The organism is Blautia glucerasea (assembly GCF_020537505.1).
Taxonomy (GTDB): domain Bacteria; phylum Bacillota; class Clostridia; order Lachnospirales; family Lachnospiraceae; genus Blautia_A.
The window spans coordinates 284,571-300,341 of sequence record NZ_JAJBMO010000001.1 but is presented as its reverse complement, the minus strand read 5'-3'; the positions used below and the strand labels follow the sequence as shown (position 1 = coordinate 300,341).

The 15,771-nt window shown below is 44.4% G+C and carries 17 protein-coding genes; 13 read left to right on the top strand and 4 right to left on the bottom strand.

Annotated elements, in window-relative coordinates; all coding sequences use genetic code 11:
• Entirely contained in the window at positions 1-1,143 is a 1,143-nt protein-coding gene (locus LIQ05_RS01295) for a cell division protein FtsQ/DivIB (protein ID WP_226818015.1), read from the top strand.
• Between the two features lie 171 nt (positions 1,144-1,314).
• Positions 1,315-2,466, top strand: coding sequence for a cell division protein FtsZ (ftsZ, locus tag LIQ05_RS01290; RefSeq protein WP_226818058.1), 1,152 nt, complete (start codon positions 1,315-1,317; stop codon positions 2,464-2,466).
• Between the two features lie 62 nt (positions 2,467-2,528).
• Here the strand turns inward: ftsZ and LIQ05_RS01285 are convergent, their stop codons facing one another.
• A complete protein-coding gene (locus tag LIQ05_RS01285; RefSeq protein ID WP_226818014.1) occupies positions 2,529-2,849 on the bottom strand; it encodes a DUF1540 domain-containing protein in 321 nt (106 codons plus the stop codon).
• 568 nt (positions 2,850-3,417) lie between these two features.
• On the opposite strand from LIQ05_RS01285, the gene infC reads away from it, so the two are divergent.
• The 11 genes from infC to LIQ05_RS01230 all read left to right on the top strand — a co-directional run bounded on the left by infC (position 3,418) and on the right by LIQ05_RS01230 (position 13,284).
• Positions 3,418-3,912, top strand: coding sequence for a translation initiation factor IF-3 (gene infC / locus LIQ05_RS01280; protein WP_118578206.1), 495 nt, complete (start codon positions 3,418-3,420; stop codon positions 3,910-3,912).
• A 90-nt stretch (positions 3,913-4,002) separates the two neighbouring features.
• Positions 4,003-4,200: a 50S ribosomal protein L35 gene (gene rpmI, locus LIQ05_RS01275; RefSeq protein WP_117850817.1), complete on the top strand. Its 198-nt coding sequence runs from the start codon at positions 4,003-4,005 to the stop codon at positions 4,198-4,200.
• A gap of 40 nt (positions 4,201-4,240) precedes the next feature.
• Positions 4,241-4,597, top strand: coding sequence for a 50S ribosomal protein L20 (rplT, locus tag LIQ05_RS01270; protein WP_226818013.1), 357 nt, complete (start codon positions 4,241-4,243; stop codon positions 4,595-4,597).
• A 451-nt stretch (positions 4,598-5,048) separates the two neighbouring features.
• Positions 5,049-6,209 (top strand): ABC transporter substrate-binding protein, encoded by a 1,161-nt coding sequence (locus LIQ05_RS01265; protein ID WP_226818012.1) that lies wholly within the window; start codon positions 5,049-5,051, stop codon positions 6,207-6,209.
• A gap of 364 nt (positions 6,210-6,573) precedes the next feature.
• Positions 6,574-7,458, top strand: a complete 885-nt coding sequence (locus LIQ05_RS01260; RefSeq protein WP_226818011.1) for a branched-chain amino acid ABC transporter permease — start codon at positions 6,574-6,576, stop codon at positions 7,456-7,458.
• 10 nt (positions 7,459-7,468) lie between these two features.
• Positions 7,469-8,542, top strand: coding sequence for a branched-chain amino acid ABC transporter permease (locus LIQ05_RS01255; protein WP_226818010.1), 1,074 nt, complete (start codon positions 7,469-7,471; stop codon positions 8,540-8,542).
• A gap of 2 nt (positions 8,543-8,544) precedes the next feature.
• Complete coding sequence (locus LIQ05_RS01250; protein WP_226818009.1) at positions 8,545-9,303, top strand: ABC transporter ATP-binding protein; 759 nt, start codon at positions 8,545-8,547, stop codon at positions 9,301-9,303.
• A 13-nt stretch (positions 9,304-9,316) separates the two neighbouring features.
• Positions 9,317-10,027 carry an ABC transporter ATP-binding protein gene (locus LIQ05_RS01245; RefSeq protein WP_226818008.1) on the top strand — a complete coding sequence of 237 codons (711 nt, stop codon included), beginning with the start codon at positions 9,317-9,319 and terminating at the stop codon, positions 10,025-10,027.
• Between the two features lie 183 nt (positions 10,028-10,210).
• Entirely contained in the window at positions 10,211-10,831 is a 621-nt protein-coding gene (locus LIQ05_RS01240) for an AAA family ATPase (RefSeq protein WP_226818007.1), read from the top strand.
• A 128-nt stretch (positions 10,832-10,959) separates the two neighbouring features.
• The gene (locus LIQ05_RS01235) at positions 10,960-11,790 is read left to right on the top strand and encodes a polysaccharide deacetylase family protein (RefSeq protein ID WP_226818006.1); all 831 of its coding nucleotides are present in this window, start codon (positions 10,960-10,962) and stop codon (positions 11,788-11,790) included.
• A gap of 162 nt (positions 11,791-11,952) precedes the next feature.
• Positions 11,953-13,284, top strand: coding sequence for a replication-associated recombination protein A (locus LIQ05_RS01230; RefSeq protein WP_226818005.1), 1,332 nt, complete (start codon positions 11,953-11,955; stop codon positions 13,282-13,284).
• A gap of 20 nt (positions 13,285-13,304) precedes the next feature.
• Here the strand turns inward: LIQ05_RS01230 and LIQ05_RS01225 are convergent, their stop codons facing one another.
• From LIQ05_RS01225 to LIQ05_RS01215, 3 genes are all read right to left on the bottom strand, one after another.
• On the bottom strand, positions 13,305-13,817 hold the full coding sequence (locus tag LIQ05_RS01225; protein WP_226818004.1) for a DUF4364 family protein: 513 nt from the start codon (positions 13,815-13,817) through the stop codon (positions 13,305-13,307).
• A gap of 96 nt (positions 13,818-13,913) precedes the next feature.
• Positions 13,914-14,861, bottom strand: coding sequence for a TIGR01212 family radical SAM protein (locus LIQ05_RS01220; RefSeq protein WP_264292689.1), 948 nt, complete (start codon positions 14,859-14,861; stop codon positions 13,914-13,916).
• Positions 14,858-15,553: a YesL family protein gene (locus LIQ05_RS01215; RefSeq protein ID WP_226818003.1), complete on the bottom strand. Its 696-nt coding sequence runs from the start codon at positions 15,551-15,553 to the stop codon at positions 14,858-14,860. The genes LIQ05_RS01220 and LIQ05_RS01215 overlap by 4 nt, the downstream gene beginning before the upstream one ends.
• Positions 15,554-15,771 lie beyond the last annotated feature (218 nt).

Below are 15,771 nucleotides of genomic sequence, written 5' to 3'. Positions count from 1 at the left end.
ATGAAATCACTGAAAATGAAGCTGATCTATAGAAAACATAAGAAAGCAATTTGGGGAGCCCTGGGGGCAGTTCTGCTGGCAGGCCTGGTCTTTTTCTTTTCTTATTTTCATGTGACAAGTGTGGAGGTTATGGGAACTACACGTTATTCAGATGAAGAAGTAAAGGCGATGGCTTTGCAGGGAGCGTTTACGGATAATTCCATTCTTGCAGTTTTGCTCCATTCCAGGGGAGATGTGGAGGACGTGCCTTTTGTAGAAGGGTTCAATATTACAAGACTTTCCCACAACAGTATCTGTGTCAGTGTGCGTGAGAAGAAGGCTGTGGGCTGTATTCCCTATCTGGATAATTACGTTTACTTTGACCGGAACGGCACTTTTATTGAAAGCTCCCGCACAAGGGACGAGCTGGTACCTTTTTTTGATGGCATTGAGGTAAGCCATGTGATCGAGGGGGAGAAGCTTCCGATCAAAGGCAGTTCGGTTCTTACCACTGCAGTGGCATTGTCTACCATTTTTCAGAAAAATCAGGATATACCGGATCACATTGAATTTGATGCCAGCTATGAGATTACCCTTACCTATGGAGAGATTCAGGTCATGCTTGGCAAGGATGAATATCTCGAGGACAAAATGGTGCGGGTGAGCGCTATTTTGCCTAAGCTTTCCGGCAAAAAGGGAATCCTTCACCTGGAGAACGTAAATGACAATTCCAAGACCATTACCTTCGAGCAGGATCTGGGCGAGGATGGAACCATAGAGAGTGTGGATACCCAGGCAGTCTATGAGAATGCCCTTGCAAACTGGCATGGAGGCTATGATGAGGAAGGAGACTACACTGGCGAGGGTGAATATGACCAGAATATGAACTATGTAGGACCTAAGCCTACAGAGGAGAGCATTGCTGCAAATGGCAGCTGGCTTGGGGGCTATATGGAAGATGGAAGCTATACCGGATATGGACAACTGGATAAAGATGGAAATTATGTAGGCTCGAATCCAAACGAAAACAGTGAGGAAGGAGACGGGGAAGACACGGGAGACGGAAGCACAGACTATAGTGAAGGTTATAGTGAGGATTACAGCGAAGACTACAGTGAAGACTATAATGAAGACGGCTATGACAGCTACGATGGGGAATATTAAGAAAATAACCGCGGATTTCGAGAAAAAAGTATAAAAAAAACAAAATTAGTGGTTGATAAATTCCCAAAAAAAATATATGATATAGCTATATGCAGCTTGGTATATATTTGCTGAAATTAAAGATAAAGGATATAAGGTAGAAATAAAGGAGGAAGTACATTGTTAGAGATAATGTCAAATGAGGCGGAATCCTCTGCTAAGATTATTGTAATCGGAGTAGGCGGCGCCGGAAATAATGCAGTAAACAGAATGGTTGAAGAGGCCATCGGCGGGGTAGAGTTTGTAGGAGTAAATACAGATAAGCAGGCTCTGACTCTGTGCAAAGCTCCAACTGTACTTCAGATCGGTGAGAAAATTACCAAAGGTCTTGGTGCAGGAGCACAGCCTGAGGTTGGACAGAAAGCAGCAGAAGAGAGCATTGAGGAAGTGAAACAGATCATCGAAGGTGCTGACATGGTATTCGTTACCTGTGGCATGGGCGGTGGAACCGGTACTGGTGCAGCTCCGGTTATCGCAGCAGCAGCTAAGGAAATGGGTATCCTCACTGTAGGTGTTGTGACCAAACCTTTCCGTTTTGAAGCTAAGACACGTATGAACAACGCACTTGCAGGTATTGAGAACCTGAAGAAGTCTGTTGATACATTGATTGTAATCCCGAATGACAAGTTACTGGAGATCGTTGATCGCCGTACCACTATGCCGGAAGCACTGAGAAAGGCAGACGAGGTTCTGCAGCAGGCCGTTCAGGGCATCACAGATCTGATCAATCTGCCGGCTCTTATCAATCTTGACTTTGCTGATGTACAGACCGTTATGACAGATAAGGGTATTGCGCACATTGGTATCGGTGAGGCAAGAGGCGATGATAAGGCTATGGAAGCTGTCCAGCAGGCCGTATCTTCTCCGCTGCTTGAGACTACCATCAAGGGTGCTACACATGTTATCATCAACATTTCCGGTGATATCTCCCTTATGGATGCAAACGACGCAGCAAGCTATGTACAGGAGCTTACAGGCGAGGATGCAAACATCATCTTTGGTGCTATGTATGATGACTCTGTTGCTGACTATGCAAGAATCACTGTTATCGCAACTGGTCTTGCTGACAATGTACAGGCATCTAACCCATTTGGAAATAAGGCAAGCAACTCTGTATTTGCAAATAAGAGACCTGCTTCTTCTGCCACAACTGGTGGTGTAAACCTGAACATGCCATCTTTTAGCATGCCGACTATGAATGCTACTCCATTCACAGCGAAGACACCATCCAGCACTGTTCAGAAGAAGGATATCCAGATCCCGGACTTCTTAAGAAACAGATAGGAAATAGAGATTAAAAAGGCCCTCGCACATTTGTGCGGGGGCTGTTTTGTCTCGTTTCCCGATCAGCACTGGCACTCAAAGGTGTCGCACTTCGTCTCAGAACATTCCTTGGCACCGCTTCCGGCTACGTTGATAGCTGCTGCACTACATTTGCAGTCTTCATTGTAGGTACAGTTGTGGGCTTTACAGTCAATCTGGATGGTTTCGCATCCACAGCCGTTTTTGGCACTGTTCATAGTTACCTGACTTCTTTCACGGAAGCTTCCGCAGGATGTTTCATCGGCACTTCTGGCACTGTCGCCCATCACATCAATCTCCCCTCTGGAGCAGAGCATATCTTCGTTGTAAGCACAGGTTGTTGCGGAACATTTTAAGATTGTCATGTTTTTTACCTCCTGAGTTTCATTTTTTCGCAATTGTGTTATGAAACGTAATCCTGTTTTGCAGGATTCTTTTTTATTTTTTCCTGAAAGGAAGAAAATATACATATTTTTTGAGTTGGAAAGCCGCTCCTTTTTATTCTGTCCCAGTTACAAAATCAGAAAATGGGAAGATTTTTCAATAACAGATTTTTTTACGCTTAGGACAAAAAAGAACTATAATTATGTCAAAAAAGAAGAATTAAAAAAGAATTAAAAAAATAAAAAAATGGCTTGACTTTAGCGGGCGGGCATGGTAGTATACAACAGTACGTGATGAAAAGAAAGCAGAGTTCACTCTCACCTCAGCGCACATTTGGATGCGGCTCGGGTTCATATTGCACAGCAGCGCGTGACTTAGTTCGCGGGTGTAATAGGAGAAGTGTGGATTCTGTCCGCACTTTTTTTATGTGTGGCAGCGTATGAAGGCAGGAATTTCTTCCTGCGAAGGGGAATGAGAGTCCAGAGGTTAGAAGCTGGATCAGAACAGATCATCTATCAGGTATGGAGGTGCACGACAATTAGCAATTTAATGATTAACGAACAAATCAGAGACAAAGAGGTACGCTTAATCGGACCGGACGGAGAACAGCTTGGAATTATGTCCGCGAGAGAGGCAATGGCCAAGGCTCAGGAGGCAGAGCTTGATTTAGTAAAGATTGCCCCACAGGCAAAGCCACCGGTATGTAAGATCATTGATTACGGTAAATACCGCTACGAGCTTGCCAGAAAAGAGAAAGAAGCCAAGAAGAAGCAGAAGACCATCGATGTCAAAGAAGTGCGTCTTTCACCCAATATTGATACCAATGACCTGAATACAAAGGCTGGGGCAGCGCGTAAGTTCCTTACCAAGGGCGACAGAGTAAAGGTTACTCTTCGTTTCCGCGGAAGAGAGATGGCGCATATGTCAAGCAGCAAGCACGTTCTGGATGATTTTGCCGACATGCTGAAGGACATTGCCGTAGTTGAGAAGGCACCTAAGGTAGAAGGCAGAAGCATGACAATGTTTTTAGCACAGAAACACTAGGATGTTGCATTCATTTGGAGAGACACCCTGGGAGGGCGTCAGACTGGATGAGGGACATTAAATAGATACGATATTAAGGAGGAAATTACAATGCCAAAAATTAAAACTTGTAGAGCAGCAGCAAAGCGCTTCAAAAAAACAGGAACAGGAAAATTAGTAAGAAATAAAGCTTACAAGAGCCATATCTTAACAAAGAAATCTCAGAAGAGAAAGAGAAATCTTAGAAAAGCTACTGTTGTTGATTCTACTAATGTTAAGAGCATGAAGAAAGCATTACCGTATTTATAAGATATAGCATAGAAGAAGACGAACAGGAGGAAAATAAGAAATGGCAAGAATTAAAGGCGGATTAAACGCAAAGAAGAAACATAATCGTGTATTAAAACTGGCAAAGGGCTACAGAGGAGCTCGTTCCAAACAGTATAGAGTAGCAAAACAGTCTGTTATGCGTGCTCTTACCAGCGCTTACGCTGGAAGAAAGCAGAAGAAACGTCAGTTCAGACAGCTCTGGATCGCACGTATCAACGCAGCTGCAAGAATGAACGGCTTATCCTACAGCAAAATGATGCACGGCCTCAAAGTTGCAAACATCGACATCAACAGAAAGATGCTTGCTGAGATGGCTGTAAACGATGCTCAGGGATTTGCAGCACTTGCTGAGATCGCTAAGAAAGCAATCGCTTAATTTTTGCGAAATAAGAGATAAAGTATGGGAGATGGGAAACCATCTCCTATTTTTTTACATAAAAGCGTTCAACAGGAACTTGCATTTTGGGGGTTAGAGCCTTATTGGACTAAATTGAAATACACTCTATTTACAATATAAAATATGATAATAGAATTGCAGTGCGTCCTACAGCGCACGCTTGTACGCCGCAGAAATAACAAAAACAGGAAAATTTGGACATAGTAACGGAAATTTTTTCTGTAATTCTTAAAAAACTATAAAATTGTCTATTGCAATCAAAAAAACAGGATGCTATAATCTTAACATTAAAGTAGTAAAGAGAAGAAGTTATGGAAGCCAAAGCCGGCTGGGAAACCACCAGTGGGCTTTTCTATTACCTCAGTGTGGCAGACACGATGAGAGGGCGGGATGACAGAAGCTCTTACATAAATTAAGGAGGAGATTTATTATGAGAAATCTGAAAAAAGTACTCAGCATTACTGCAGCCGCAGCAATAGCAGTATCCACAGTAACACCTGTATCTGTATTTGCAGACAGCGAGGAAACCTTCAAGATTGGTGTCATTGGACCTATGACAGGAGATTATGCACAGTATGGTAATGGTGTATACAATGCAGCTAAGATCGCAGCAGATGAGATCAATGCAAACGGCGGATTCAATGGATATCAGGTAGAAATCCTTGACGCTGGTGATGATCAGGGAGATCCGGAGAAAGCAGTTAACGCTTACAATGACCTTCTTGACAAAGGAATGCAGATGCTTTGTGGTACCGTTACTTCCGGTGCTTGTATCGCAGTAGGCGCAGAGGCAGCAGAGAGCACATTCCTCTTTACACCATCCGCAACAGCAGTAGACAGCATTACAGCTGGTGACAATGAGTTCCGTATGTGCTTCACAGACCCAATGCAGGGAACCAAATCTGCTGAGTATATTTCCGAGAAAGGACTTGCTACTAAAGTAGCGACTCTTTACGATTCCATGGCAGACTACAACTCAGGTGTACATGATGCATTCGTTTCAGCTTGCGGTGATTACGGTCTTGAGGTTGTAGCTGATGAAGCTTACACAACAGACAACAACACAGACTTTTCCGTACAGCTTGGTAAGATTAAAGACAGCGGTGCAGAGCTTCTGTTTCTTCCAAACTACTACTCTGACAACGCTCTGATCCTTCAGCAGGCTCATGACCTTGGTCTTGACATAAAGATCTTCGGTGTTGACGGTATGGATGGTATCCTGAACGTTGAGAATTTCGATACCTCTCTTGCAGAAGGTGTTATGCTTCTGACACCATTCTCTGCAACAGGTGATGATGAGGCAACTGTAAACTTCGTAAAAGCATATGGCGATGCATACAACGGTGAGACACCAAACCAGTTCGCAGCAGATACATATGACGTACTTTACGCTATGAAAGCAGCAGCAGATGACGCTGGTATCACACCGGATATGTCCAATGAGGACATCAGCGCAGCAATGTCCGCTTCCATGCTGAATATTACTGTAAATGGTCTTACAGGAGAAGCTAAATGGACAGAGGACGGCGAGTGCGATAAAGCTCCTAAGGCTTATGTGATTAAGGATGGCGTTTACGCTTCTATGGAATAATAAAGAATAAAGGACATTATGCCGGATATGCGGCAGGGTCTTAACCATTTCCCTGAGTTCGCAGGGGATGGCCGTTAGCAAAGGGGAGACGGTTACCTGTGGGTCCGTCTCCTTCTTTGCAATTATAAAATAATGGTTGCTCCGCTCCGGGACAACCAAAATAACTATAAAATAACTGGAGCGTGTCTGAAAATTTACTTCCGCTTTTTCATATATGGTGATGTCGGCGATAGGCGACATGTCCGTTTTGGAAGCGACAGAAATTCTTACAGCGGAAAAAGCCGGGAATGAATTTTCAAACACGCTCATGGAAAAGAAAAATTCGTTACTAGTTACAGTAACAAATCCAGTTAAGAGGTGCATTATGAGTTTTATATCCTATTTAAAAGATGGTATCAGCCTGGGCAGTATCTATGCGATCATCGCTCTTGGCTATACAATGGTATATGGTATTGCAAAAATGCTGAACTTCGCACATGGTGACGTTATTATGGTTGGAGCATTTGTAATCCTTACCGCAGTTACCAAAGCCAGTATGTCACCAATTTTGGCAATCATTCTTTCCGTTGTGATCTGTACGGTAGCCGGTGTTGTCATTGAGACAGTTGCCTACAGACCGCTTCGTAAAGCTTCTTCCAACCTGGCAGTTCTGATCACTGCAATCGGTGTCAGCTACCTGCTTCAGAACCTGGCACTTTTGATCTTCGGCGCAGATGCAAAGAGCTTCGTTCCGGTTATCAATGTTCCAGCCCTGGTTCTGTTTGACGGACAGCTTACCATTAAGGGTGTTACCATTGTAACTATCCTTGCCTGTATCGTGATCATGGTCGGCCTTCAGCTTTTTGTAAAGAAAACCAAACCAGGACGTGCCATGCAGGCTGTTTCTGAGGACCGTGATGCTGCACAGCTGATGGGTGTCAATGTAAACGCTACCATTTCTCTTACCTTTGCAATCGGTTCCGGACTTGCAGCAATCGCTGGGCTTCTCCTTTGCTCCGCTTATCCTACACTGACTCCTTACACAGGAGCAATGCCTGGTATCAAAGCATTCGTTGCCGCTGTATTTGGTGGAATCGGATCTATCCCTGGCGCCATGGTTGGCGGAATCCTTCTTGGCGTGATCGAGATCTTCAGTAAGGCTTATATTTCCTCTCAGGTTGCAGATGCAATCGTGTTTGCAGTTCTGATCGTCGTGCTGCTTGTAAAACCATCTGGTCTGTTCGGCAAGAACATCCAGGAGAAAGTATGAGGTGGCCGATATGAAAAAGAATATGAACAAAACAACAAAAAACAACTTTATTACATATGGCATGGTAATCGCAATCTTCGTTGTGGTACAGATTCTTTCCTCTACCGGAAACCTGTCCAGACTGCTTACCGGCCTTCTGGTACCAATCTGTGTATACACCATCGCTTCTCTTTCCCTGAACCTGGTAGTAGGTTATTCTGGAGAGCTTAGCCTTGGACACGCAGGATTTATGTGTGTTGGAGCTTACTCCAGTGCGGTATTTTCCCATGTTACCAGTGATCTTATTCCGTCTGTCCCAAGACTGATTCTTGCATTACTGGTAGGTGCAGCTGTTGCTGCTATTTTCGGTGTGCTTATCGGTATTCCGGTACTGAGACTTCGCGGCGACTACCTTGCAATCGTAACTCTGGCATTTGGTGAGATCATCAAGAACCTGATCAACATTCTGTATGTTGGTGTGGATGACAAAGGCCTTCACGTTGCAACAAGTGCATCCAATCTTCAGCTGGATCCAGGCGGAAAACAGATCATCAAGGGTGCCCTTGGTGTCGCAGGAACAGCCACTTTATACAAAGATATTAAGGATTATTTCTTCCTGATTGGTGTGATTCTGGTTCTGATTGCCCTGTTTGTCATCCAGAATCTGGTAAATTCCAGAAGCGGACGTGCCATCACATCTACCCGTGACAACCGTATTGCAGCCGAATCCATCGGTATCAACGTAACAAAGAACAAACTGCTGGCGTTCACTGTTTCAGCAGCAATTGCCGGAGTAGCTGGTGTGCTTTATGCCCATAACCTTTCCATGCTGAAGGTTTCCATTTTCGACTACAATATGTCCATCACCATCCTGGTATACGTTATCCTTGGAGGTATGGGAAATCTTCGCGGAAGTATCCTTGCAACTATCGTGCTTTATGCACTTCCTGAGCTGCTTCGTGGATTCTCCACATACCGTATGCTGATCTATGCAATCGTAATGATCGCAATGATGCTTTTCAACTGGGCTCCTGCAGCAAGAGATTTCAGAAGCCGCATTGTTGAAAAAATCAAAGGTCATGGCAAAGAAAAGGAGGCGGCTTAATTATGGCAATGTTAGAGGTAAACAATCTTTCTATCCAGTTTGGCGGTCTTCACGCTGTCGATAATTTTCATATGAAAATTGAAAAAGGAGAGCTGTACGGCCTGATCGGACCAAACGGTGCTGGAAAAACAACTGTATTCAACCTTCTTACAGGCGTTTATAAGCCAAATGAGGGAATTATCAAATTGGATGGCCAGGACATCACAGGAAAAAGTATTATCGACATCAATAAAGCAGGAATTGCACGAACATTCCAGAATATTCGACTTTTTAAGGATATGACAGTGCTGGATAATGTTAAGGCAGGTCTGCACAACCATTATAAATATTCTACTTTGACAGGAATTTTAAGACTTCCGAAGTATTTTAAAGTAGAAAAAGAGATGAATGAGCGTGCTATGGAAATCCTGAAGGTGTTTAACCTGGATCAGGAAGCTGGCCTTCTTGCAGGAAACCTTCCTTATGGTAAACAGCGTAAGCTGGAGATCGCCAGAGCACTTGCCACAGATCCCAAGCTTCTCCTTCTGGATGAGCCGGCTGCTGGTATGAATCCTAACGAGACCCAGGAGCTGATGGATACCATCCGATTTGTAAGAGAACATTTCAATATGACTATCCTGCTGATCGAGCATGATATGAAGCTGGTTGGCGGTATCTGTGAGGAGCTGACTGTACTGAACTTCGGACAGGTTCTCTGTCAGGGTGAGACAGCTAAGGTTCTTAAGGATCCAACTGTTGTTACTGCATATCTGGGCGAATAAGGAGGAAAAAGAAATGGCAATGTTGGAAGTGAAAGATTTACACGTATATTACGGTGTAATTCAGGCATTAAAAGGAATCTCCTTTGAGGTAAACCAGGGCGAGGTTATTGCCCTGATCGGCGCCAATGGTGCAGGAAAAACTACTACACTGCAGACTCTGACAGGTCTTCTTTCTGCAAAAGAAGGTTCCGTTGTTTTTGAAGGAAAAGATATTACCAAGGTTCCGGCGCATAAGATTGTTGAGATGGGAATCGCACATGTCCCGGAGGGACGTCGTGTTTTCGCGGACTTAAGTGTATATGAGAACCTGATCATGGGAGCTTATACAAGAAAAGACAAGGCTGAGATCCAGGAAAGCCTTGCGGGAGTCTATAAACGATTCCCACGTCTGGAAGAACGTAAAGGACAGCGTGCCGGTACACTCTCCGGTGGTGAGCAGCAGATGCTTGCCATGGGACGTGCCCTTATGAGCAAACCAAGACTGATCGTAATGGACGAGCCGTCCATGGGACTTTCCCCGATTTTTGTAAATGAGATTTTCGATATCATCCGTGTAGTAAGTGAAGGTGGTACTACCGTACTTCTGGTAGAGCAGAATGCGAAGAAAGCACTTTCTATTGCGGACCGCGCTTATGTTCTTGAGACTGGCAAGATCACAATGAGTGGAAAGGCAAGCGATCTTTTAAATGATGAGGCGGTACAGAAGGCCTATCTGGGAGAGTAAGGTTTGCGGATTTAACAGCTGAAGAGGTTTGCCTGTCTTAAAAATGCGATAAGGCAGCGGTACCTAACTGGTTTATACAGCTGTTTATGGGAAAATAATCCGGTCGGGTGATTTTTTTGTTTCCAGAAGAAATGAAAATAACAACGATTTAGAGAACTGACCGGTGTAATAAGGAGGAGAAAAATGGACAATTTCGTAATTACCATTGCAAGACAGTATGGAAGCGGTGGACGTACCGTTGGTGAAATGCTTGCGAAGAAATTAGGGATTGGATATTACGATAAGGATATTATCCGCATGGCATCTGAGGACAGCGGAATCCACGAAACTCTTTTTGGAAGAGTAGACGAGTATTCCAGCGCTAGGAAGCCGTTTTTCGGAAAAAACGGTATTTACAGCGGTGAGCTGATCCCGCCTCAGAGTAAGGAGTTTACCTCTGATGAGAACCTGTTTAACTACCAGGCGAAAATCATCCGTGAGCTGGCACAGAAAGAGTCCTGCGTGATCATTGGAAGATGCTCCAACTATATTTTGAAGGATTATCCAAATGTGCTTCGCGTATTTATACACGCTAATTGGGCTTTCCGAATGGAAAAAGCGGCTGAGAAGCTGAGTATGAGTACAAAGGAAATCGAGAAATTCCTTCAGAAAGACGACAAGCGCAAGGATGAGTATTACCGCAGATTTACTGGCAGGGAATGGAAGGATGCGACCCAGTACGATCTGTGTCTGGACAGCAGCAGGATGGGATATGAGAAATGTATCGAAGAGATTGAGAACCAGCTGCAAATGATGAAGAAATAAGAACATGCATGCCATAGGGCTGCATGTTAAGAGGGAAAAGCACTGGTGGCTTCGAAGGAGGCTTCCAGTGCTTTTTTGCGTTTTTCATACATATATTATCAGGAAGGACAGATGTCAGGCGGCGGGATATGAAAAAGAAAATAGGACATCTGGTGATGTGGGTGGAATTTGGAGTGCTGACGATACTGCTGGCACGGTTTTGTGCTGTGCGGATCGGGGAGAATGTGGAAGGAATAAGAGGCTTCCTGGTGCAGAAACAGGAAAACACAGAGAGCATTTCTAAAAAAATAGAGAAAGAAGCTGCCAGTGACAAGGTGATAGGTGTTTCAGATGGGCGGGATGGCAGGACAGAAGATACGCCAGAAGATACATCAGAAGATACGATGGAAGGGGGCTGTCAGGAAAAGAAGAAAGTTGCCCTAACCTTTGACGATGGTCCTAGCAGCAAATATACGCCTTTGCTTCTGGAAGGCTTAAAGGAGCGGGGCGTTCACGCCACCTTTTTTCTTATGGGAAAGAATATTGAGGGAAAAGAGGTTCTAGTGAAGCAAATGCAGGAGGAAGGACATCTGATCGGAAACCATACATACAATCATGTGCAGCTGGATAAGATTTCAAAGGAAGCCGCAAAGGAGGAAATCGAGGCAACCAATCAGGAAATCTATGAGATCACCGGTGTGTACCCCGCCTGGCTGCGGCCGCCCTATGGGGAATGGAGAAAGAATCTGGATTTTTATGTAGGGATGTTTCCTGTGCTTTGGGATGTGGATACCTTAGACTGGAAGAGTAAAAATGTAGATTCGATCATGAGAATCGTAAAAAATGAAGTGGAGGATGGGGCAGTGATCCTGATGCACGATGCGTACCAAAGCTCAGTGGATGCGGCACTCCAGATCGTGGATCTGCTGATGAAAGAAGGGTATAAATTTGTGACGGTAGATAAGCTGATATTGCCGTGAACGGAGTGAACAGTAACCAAACTATTTTATTGTCTTGCTTAAATAAGCCATATGGTTTATAATTAGAACAAATGTACGATAATTACTGGCAGATCATATGCTGACAGCACCGCGTTTGTGAACTGGCATGATGATTTTTTATTTTGAAATGGAGAAAACTACATGGATTTATTTGAATACGCGAAATCCAGAACAATGGAGAATGAATCACCCCTTGCTTCCCGTCTTCGTCCCACAAAGCTGGAGGAAGTGGTAGGGCAGCAGCACATTGTTGGAAAAGATAAATTGCTCTATAGAGCTATCAAGGCAGATAAACTGACCTCTGTTATTTTCTACGGCCCGCCCGGTACAGGCAAGACCACCCTTGCCAAAGTGATTGCCAATACTACAAGTGCAAATTTTACCCAGATCAATGCAACAGTGGCAGGTAAGAAGGATATGGAAGAGGTAGTAAAGCAGGCTCAGGATTCCCTTGGAATGTATGGGAAAAAGACCATTCTGTTTATTGACGAGATCCATCGCTTTAACAAAGGACAACAGGATTATCTGCTGCCTTTTGTGGAAGATGGAACCATTATCCTCATTGGTGCCACTACAGAGAACCCTTATTTTGAGGTAAATGGCGCGCTTTTATCCCGTTCTATTGTTTTTGAGCTGAAAGCGTTGGAGATCCCAGAAATCAAGGAGCTGATCCTGCGTGCAGTAAACGATAAGGAAAAGGGTATGGGAAGCTATGACGCTGTTCTGGATGAGGATGCCCTGGATTTCCTGGCTGATATGGCAGGAGGGGACGCCAGAAGCGCTTTAAACGCCATTGAGTTGGGTATTCTCACCACGCCCAGAGATTCTGACGGCAAGATCCATATTACCCTGGAAGTAGCTTCTGAGTGTATTCAGAAGCGCGTGGTGCGCTATGATAAGAATGGAGATAACCATTACGATATTATTTCTGCATTTATCAAGAGTATGCGTGGCTCCGATCCAGATGCCGCAGTGTACTATCTGGCGAAGATGCTTTACGCTGGGGAAGATGTGAAGTTTATTGCAAGGCGTATGATGATCCTGGCTTCTGAGGACATTGGAAATGCAGATCCCCAGGCACTTGTAGTTGCCACAGCAGCAGCCCAGGCGGTAGAGCGTGTAGGAATGCCGGAATCCCAGATCATTCTTTCACAGGCAGCAGCTTATATGGCATGTGCGCCGAAGAGCAATGCTGCAGTGAATGCGATTTTTGCAGCAATGGACAGTGTGAAGCGGACCAGGACCACGGTGCCAGCTCATCTCCAGGATGCCCACTATGGCGGTCATGAGAAGCTGGGACACGGAATCGGCTATAAGTATGCCCACAGCTATCCCAACCATTACGTGAAGCAGCAGTATCTTCCGGATGAAATTCAAGGAGAAACATTCTATGAGCTGTCAGATATGGGATATGAGAAGAAGCTGAAGGAGCATATGGAATTTATCCGAAGCCATGTGGAAGATGGGGAATAAACGAAAAAATTGGAGGAGCTTTATAAAAGCCCCTCCATTATTTTGTCATAAATTTCTTCGTATTTCTTCGGCCACTGCTTGCATATGGCTTTTGCAGCAGAAAGTGATGGCGCTGCAAGGGAAAGATCGATCACAGATGAGCCTTTCTGCAAAAGCTGAAGATGAACCACATATTCCCCCTGATTATTGATGTAATAATCGGCGGGAGCTTTCACCTGATTTCTTGTGGAAGCACCACGGACTGCCAGGTACTGAAGTACCTCGGTGCGGATGTCCTGGGAAATATCATTCTCGAAGTAGGTGAGGGTATTTTTGCCATCCTCAGTCAGAGAGTAATAGGAAGTATTGGAAATGGTACGCTTCTCAATCAGCTCTGTTTCCTCCAGCTCAGAAAGAGCCTGCTGCAGATGGAAATAATTGGTGTACTCGCGATCCAGAATAAATTCCGAAATCTCCGAATTGGTGATGGGGGACGAAGAATTCCGAAGCATATATAAGATGATCAGTTTGTAAACGGTAAATGGTGTAGCCATTTTCCAGCCTCCCTTCTGGTGAAAATGTGATAAACATATTATAGAATGGTAGGAGTGTCAAAAGGTCTTTTGCCACTGGTATCATAGAATGGCTTTTCAATATGTTTCAGGGGTTTCCCTGATCAGAGCCTTTCCTTGAAAACTATGGCGCTCTTTCAAACGATGGTGTAGCAGGTTTAGGACCTCTCTTTTCCGGCTTGCCCATAAAGGTGCGATCAAAAGATCCTTCGGACCATCGCCGGTAACCCGGTGGATCACAATGGAAGGATCCAGATGTTCCAGGCAATCTGCCACAAGATCAATATATTCTTCCCGTTCCAGCACCTTGAATTTACCGGCAAGATAATCATATGCAAGATCAGTGCCTTTCAGAACGTGGAGCAACTGAAGTTTGATGCCCCGAATGTCCTGGGCACTTAAATAATCCATGGTTGCCAGCATGTCCGCCCTGGTTTCCCTTGGAAGACCCAGGATCGTGTGAACCACCACTTCCAGACCTGCCTGGCGAAGTCTTTTAAGGGAATCTTCGAAACAGGACAGGGGATATCCCCTTCGGATGTAAGCGGCAGTAGATTCATGGATGGTCTGAAGTCCCAGCTCCACCCAGACCGGTTTGATTCTATTTAGACGGGAGAGAAGTTCCACCACGTCATCTCCCAGACAATCCGGTCTTGTGCCAATGGAAAGGGCGACAATTCCCGGATGGGAAATAGCCTCCTGAAAAATTTTTTCCAGATATGGCACTGGGGCATAAGTATTGGTATACGCCTGGAAATAGGCGATATATTTGTGGATTGGACGTTTAGCAGAGAGCATAGCGATCTGACTGTCAATTTGTTCCGCAATGGAAAGCGCCGCGCTTGCGGCAAAATCGCCGCTGCCTCCCTCGCTGCAGAAGATACAGCCGCCGTGTCCAATGGTGCCGTCACGGTTCGGGCAGCTCATACCGCCGTTTAAGGTGACTTTGTAAACTTTTTCCCCGAAGCGCTCTTTCAACATGTAGTCAAGAGAGTGGTAGGGTTTTCCATTCCAATTGGTGATCATAAATTCTTGTTGTCGGAATCAAGGCTGTGGTCTACTACGCTGTCCGGATTTGGTTCAGAAGTTTCTTCTGGAATGTATTTGTCAAAAACTTTTACAAAGAAGAAGGAATTGATGTATGCAATTCCGGAAAATCCGATGAGTACCAGCAGCAGTAAAACCATGGACTGTACCTGGGCACTTGGAATAAAGAATACAAGAACCGGGGCAGCAGTGATAAGGATCATAAGTGCTGTATACGGAAGATGACGGATGGACATCAAAAATGCGTTGGTAAAAGTATTCTTGATGGTATTGTAAAACTTGGCAAGTACCGGGTAGATGTACAGGAAGATCATCAGGTAAACTACCAGGATCATCATAAATAATACCATGAGAACCTTTCCGATGATGCCAGGAGTATTGCGGCAGATACTGATGTCAAAGTATAACAAAATTGCAGCCACAAGCATGATCAGGTTGATTACAATACCCTGCTTCAGGTTCTGTTTGAAGGATTTAAAAAATCCGCGGACGATGTAAGACTCTTCATTGCGCACCATTTTCAATGTAACATAGAACATGGCTGCGATGGAAGGTCCAATGGTGATCACCGGAATACAGCAGACAATGCACAGCAGATTCAGAATGATAAGATCTGCAACCCTGCTCATAAAGGTGAAAAATTTGTTATCCATGTTGAAAAAACGATCCATTCAAAATTTCCTCTTTTCTATTTGGTGTATAGCATCAATGAGCTTATCAATTAGTATAACGAATCTGTGAAAAAAAAGCAATTTGAAAATAGAAAACTACGTAAAAACTATAAATTCTTCACAAAAAAGAAAATGCCTGCAGCACTTTTACAGGAAAAATATTTCCAGAAAGTCCTTGCTTATCACACGTTAGCGTGTTAAAATAATAATTATTGAAA

Excerpts from the sequence above, each read along its gene's own strand:
- LIQ05_RS01295 (WP_226818015.1), top strand. The coding sequence starts at position 1 with ATGAAATCACTGAAAATGAAGCTGATCTATAGAAAACATAAGAAAGCA.
- ftsZ (WP_226818058.1), top strand. The coding sequence starts at position 1,315 with ATGTCAAATGAGGCGGAATCCTCTGCTAAGATTATTGTAATCGGAGTA.
- LIQ05_RS01285 (WP_226818014.1), bottom strand. The coding sequence starts at position 2,849 with ATGACAATCTTAAAATGTTCCGCAACAACCTGTGCTTACAACGAAGAT.
- infC (WP_118578206.1), top strand. The coding sequence starts at position 3,418 with ATGATTAACGAACAAATCAGAGACAAAGAGGTACGCTTAATCGGACCG.
- rpmI (WP_117850817.1), top strand. The coding sequence starts at position 4,003 with ATGCCAAAAATTAAAACTTGTAGAGCAGCAGCAAAGCGCTTCAAAAAA.
- rplT (WP_226818013.1), top strand. The coding sequence starts at position 4,241 with ATGGCAAGAATTAAAGGCGGATTAAACGCAAAGAAGAAACATAATCGT.
- LIQ05_RS01265 (WP_226818012.1), top strand. The coding sequence starts at position 5,049 with ATGAGAAATCTGAAAAAAGTACTCAGCATTACTGCAGCCGCAGCAATA.
- LIQ05_RS01260 (WP_226818011.1), top strand. The coding sequence starts at position 6,574 with ATGAGTTTTATATCCTATTTAAAAGATGGTATCAGCCTGGGCAGTATC.
- LIQ05_RS01255 (WP_226818010.1), top strand. The coding sequence starts at position 7,469 with ATGAAAAAGAATATGAACAAAACAACAAAAAACAACTTTATTACATAT.
- LIQ05_RS01250 (WP_226818009.1), top strand. The coding sequence starts at position 8,545 with ATGGCAATGTTAGAGGTAAACAATCTTTCTATCCAGTTTGGCGGTCTT.
- LIQ05_RS01245 (WP_226818008.1), top strand. The coding sequence starts at position 9,317 with ATGGCAATGTTGGAAGTGAAAGATTTACACGTATATTACGGTGTAATT.
- LIQ05_RS01240 (WP_226818007.1), top strand. The coding sequence starts at position 10,211 with ATGGACAATTTCGTAATTACCATTGCAAGACAGTATGGAAGCGGTGGA.
- LIQ05_RS01235 (WP_226818006.1), top strand. The coding sequence starts at position 10,960 with ATGAAAAAGAAAATAGGACATCTGGTGATGTGGGTGGAATTTGGAGTG.
- LIQ05_RS01230 (WP_226818005.1), top strand. The coding sequence starts at position 11,953 with ATGGATTTATTTGAATACGCGAAATCCAGAACAATGGAGAATGAATCA.
- LIQ05_RS01225 (WP_226818004.1), bottom strand. The coding sequence starts at position 13,817 with ATGGCTACACCATTTACCGTTTACAAACTGATCATCTTATATATGCTT.
- LIQ05_RS01220 (WP_264292689.1), bottom strand. The coding sequence starts at position 14,861 with ATGATCACCAATTGGAATGGAAAACCCTACCACTCTCTTGACTACATG.
- LIQ05_RS01215 (WP_226818003.1), bottom strand. The coding sequence starts at position 15,553 with ATGGATCGTTTTTTCAACATGGATAACAAATTTTTCACCTTTATGAGC.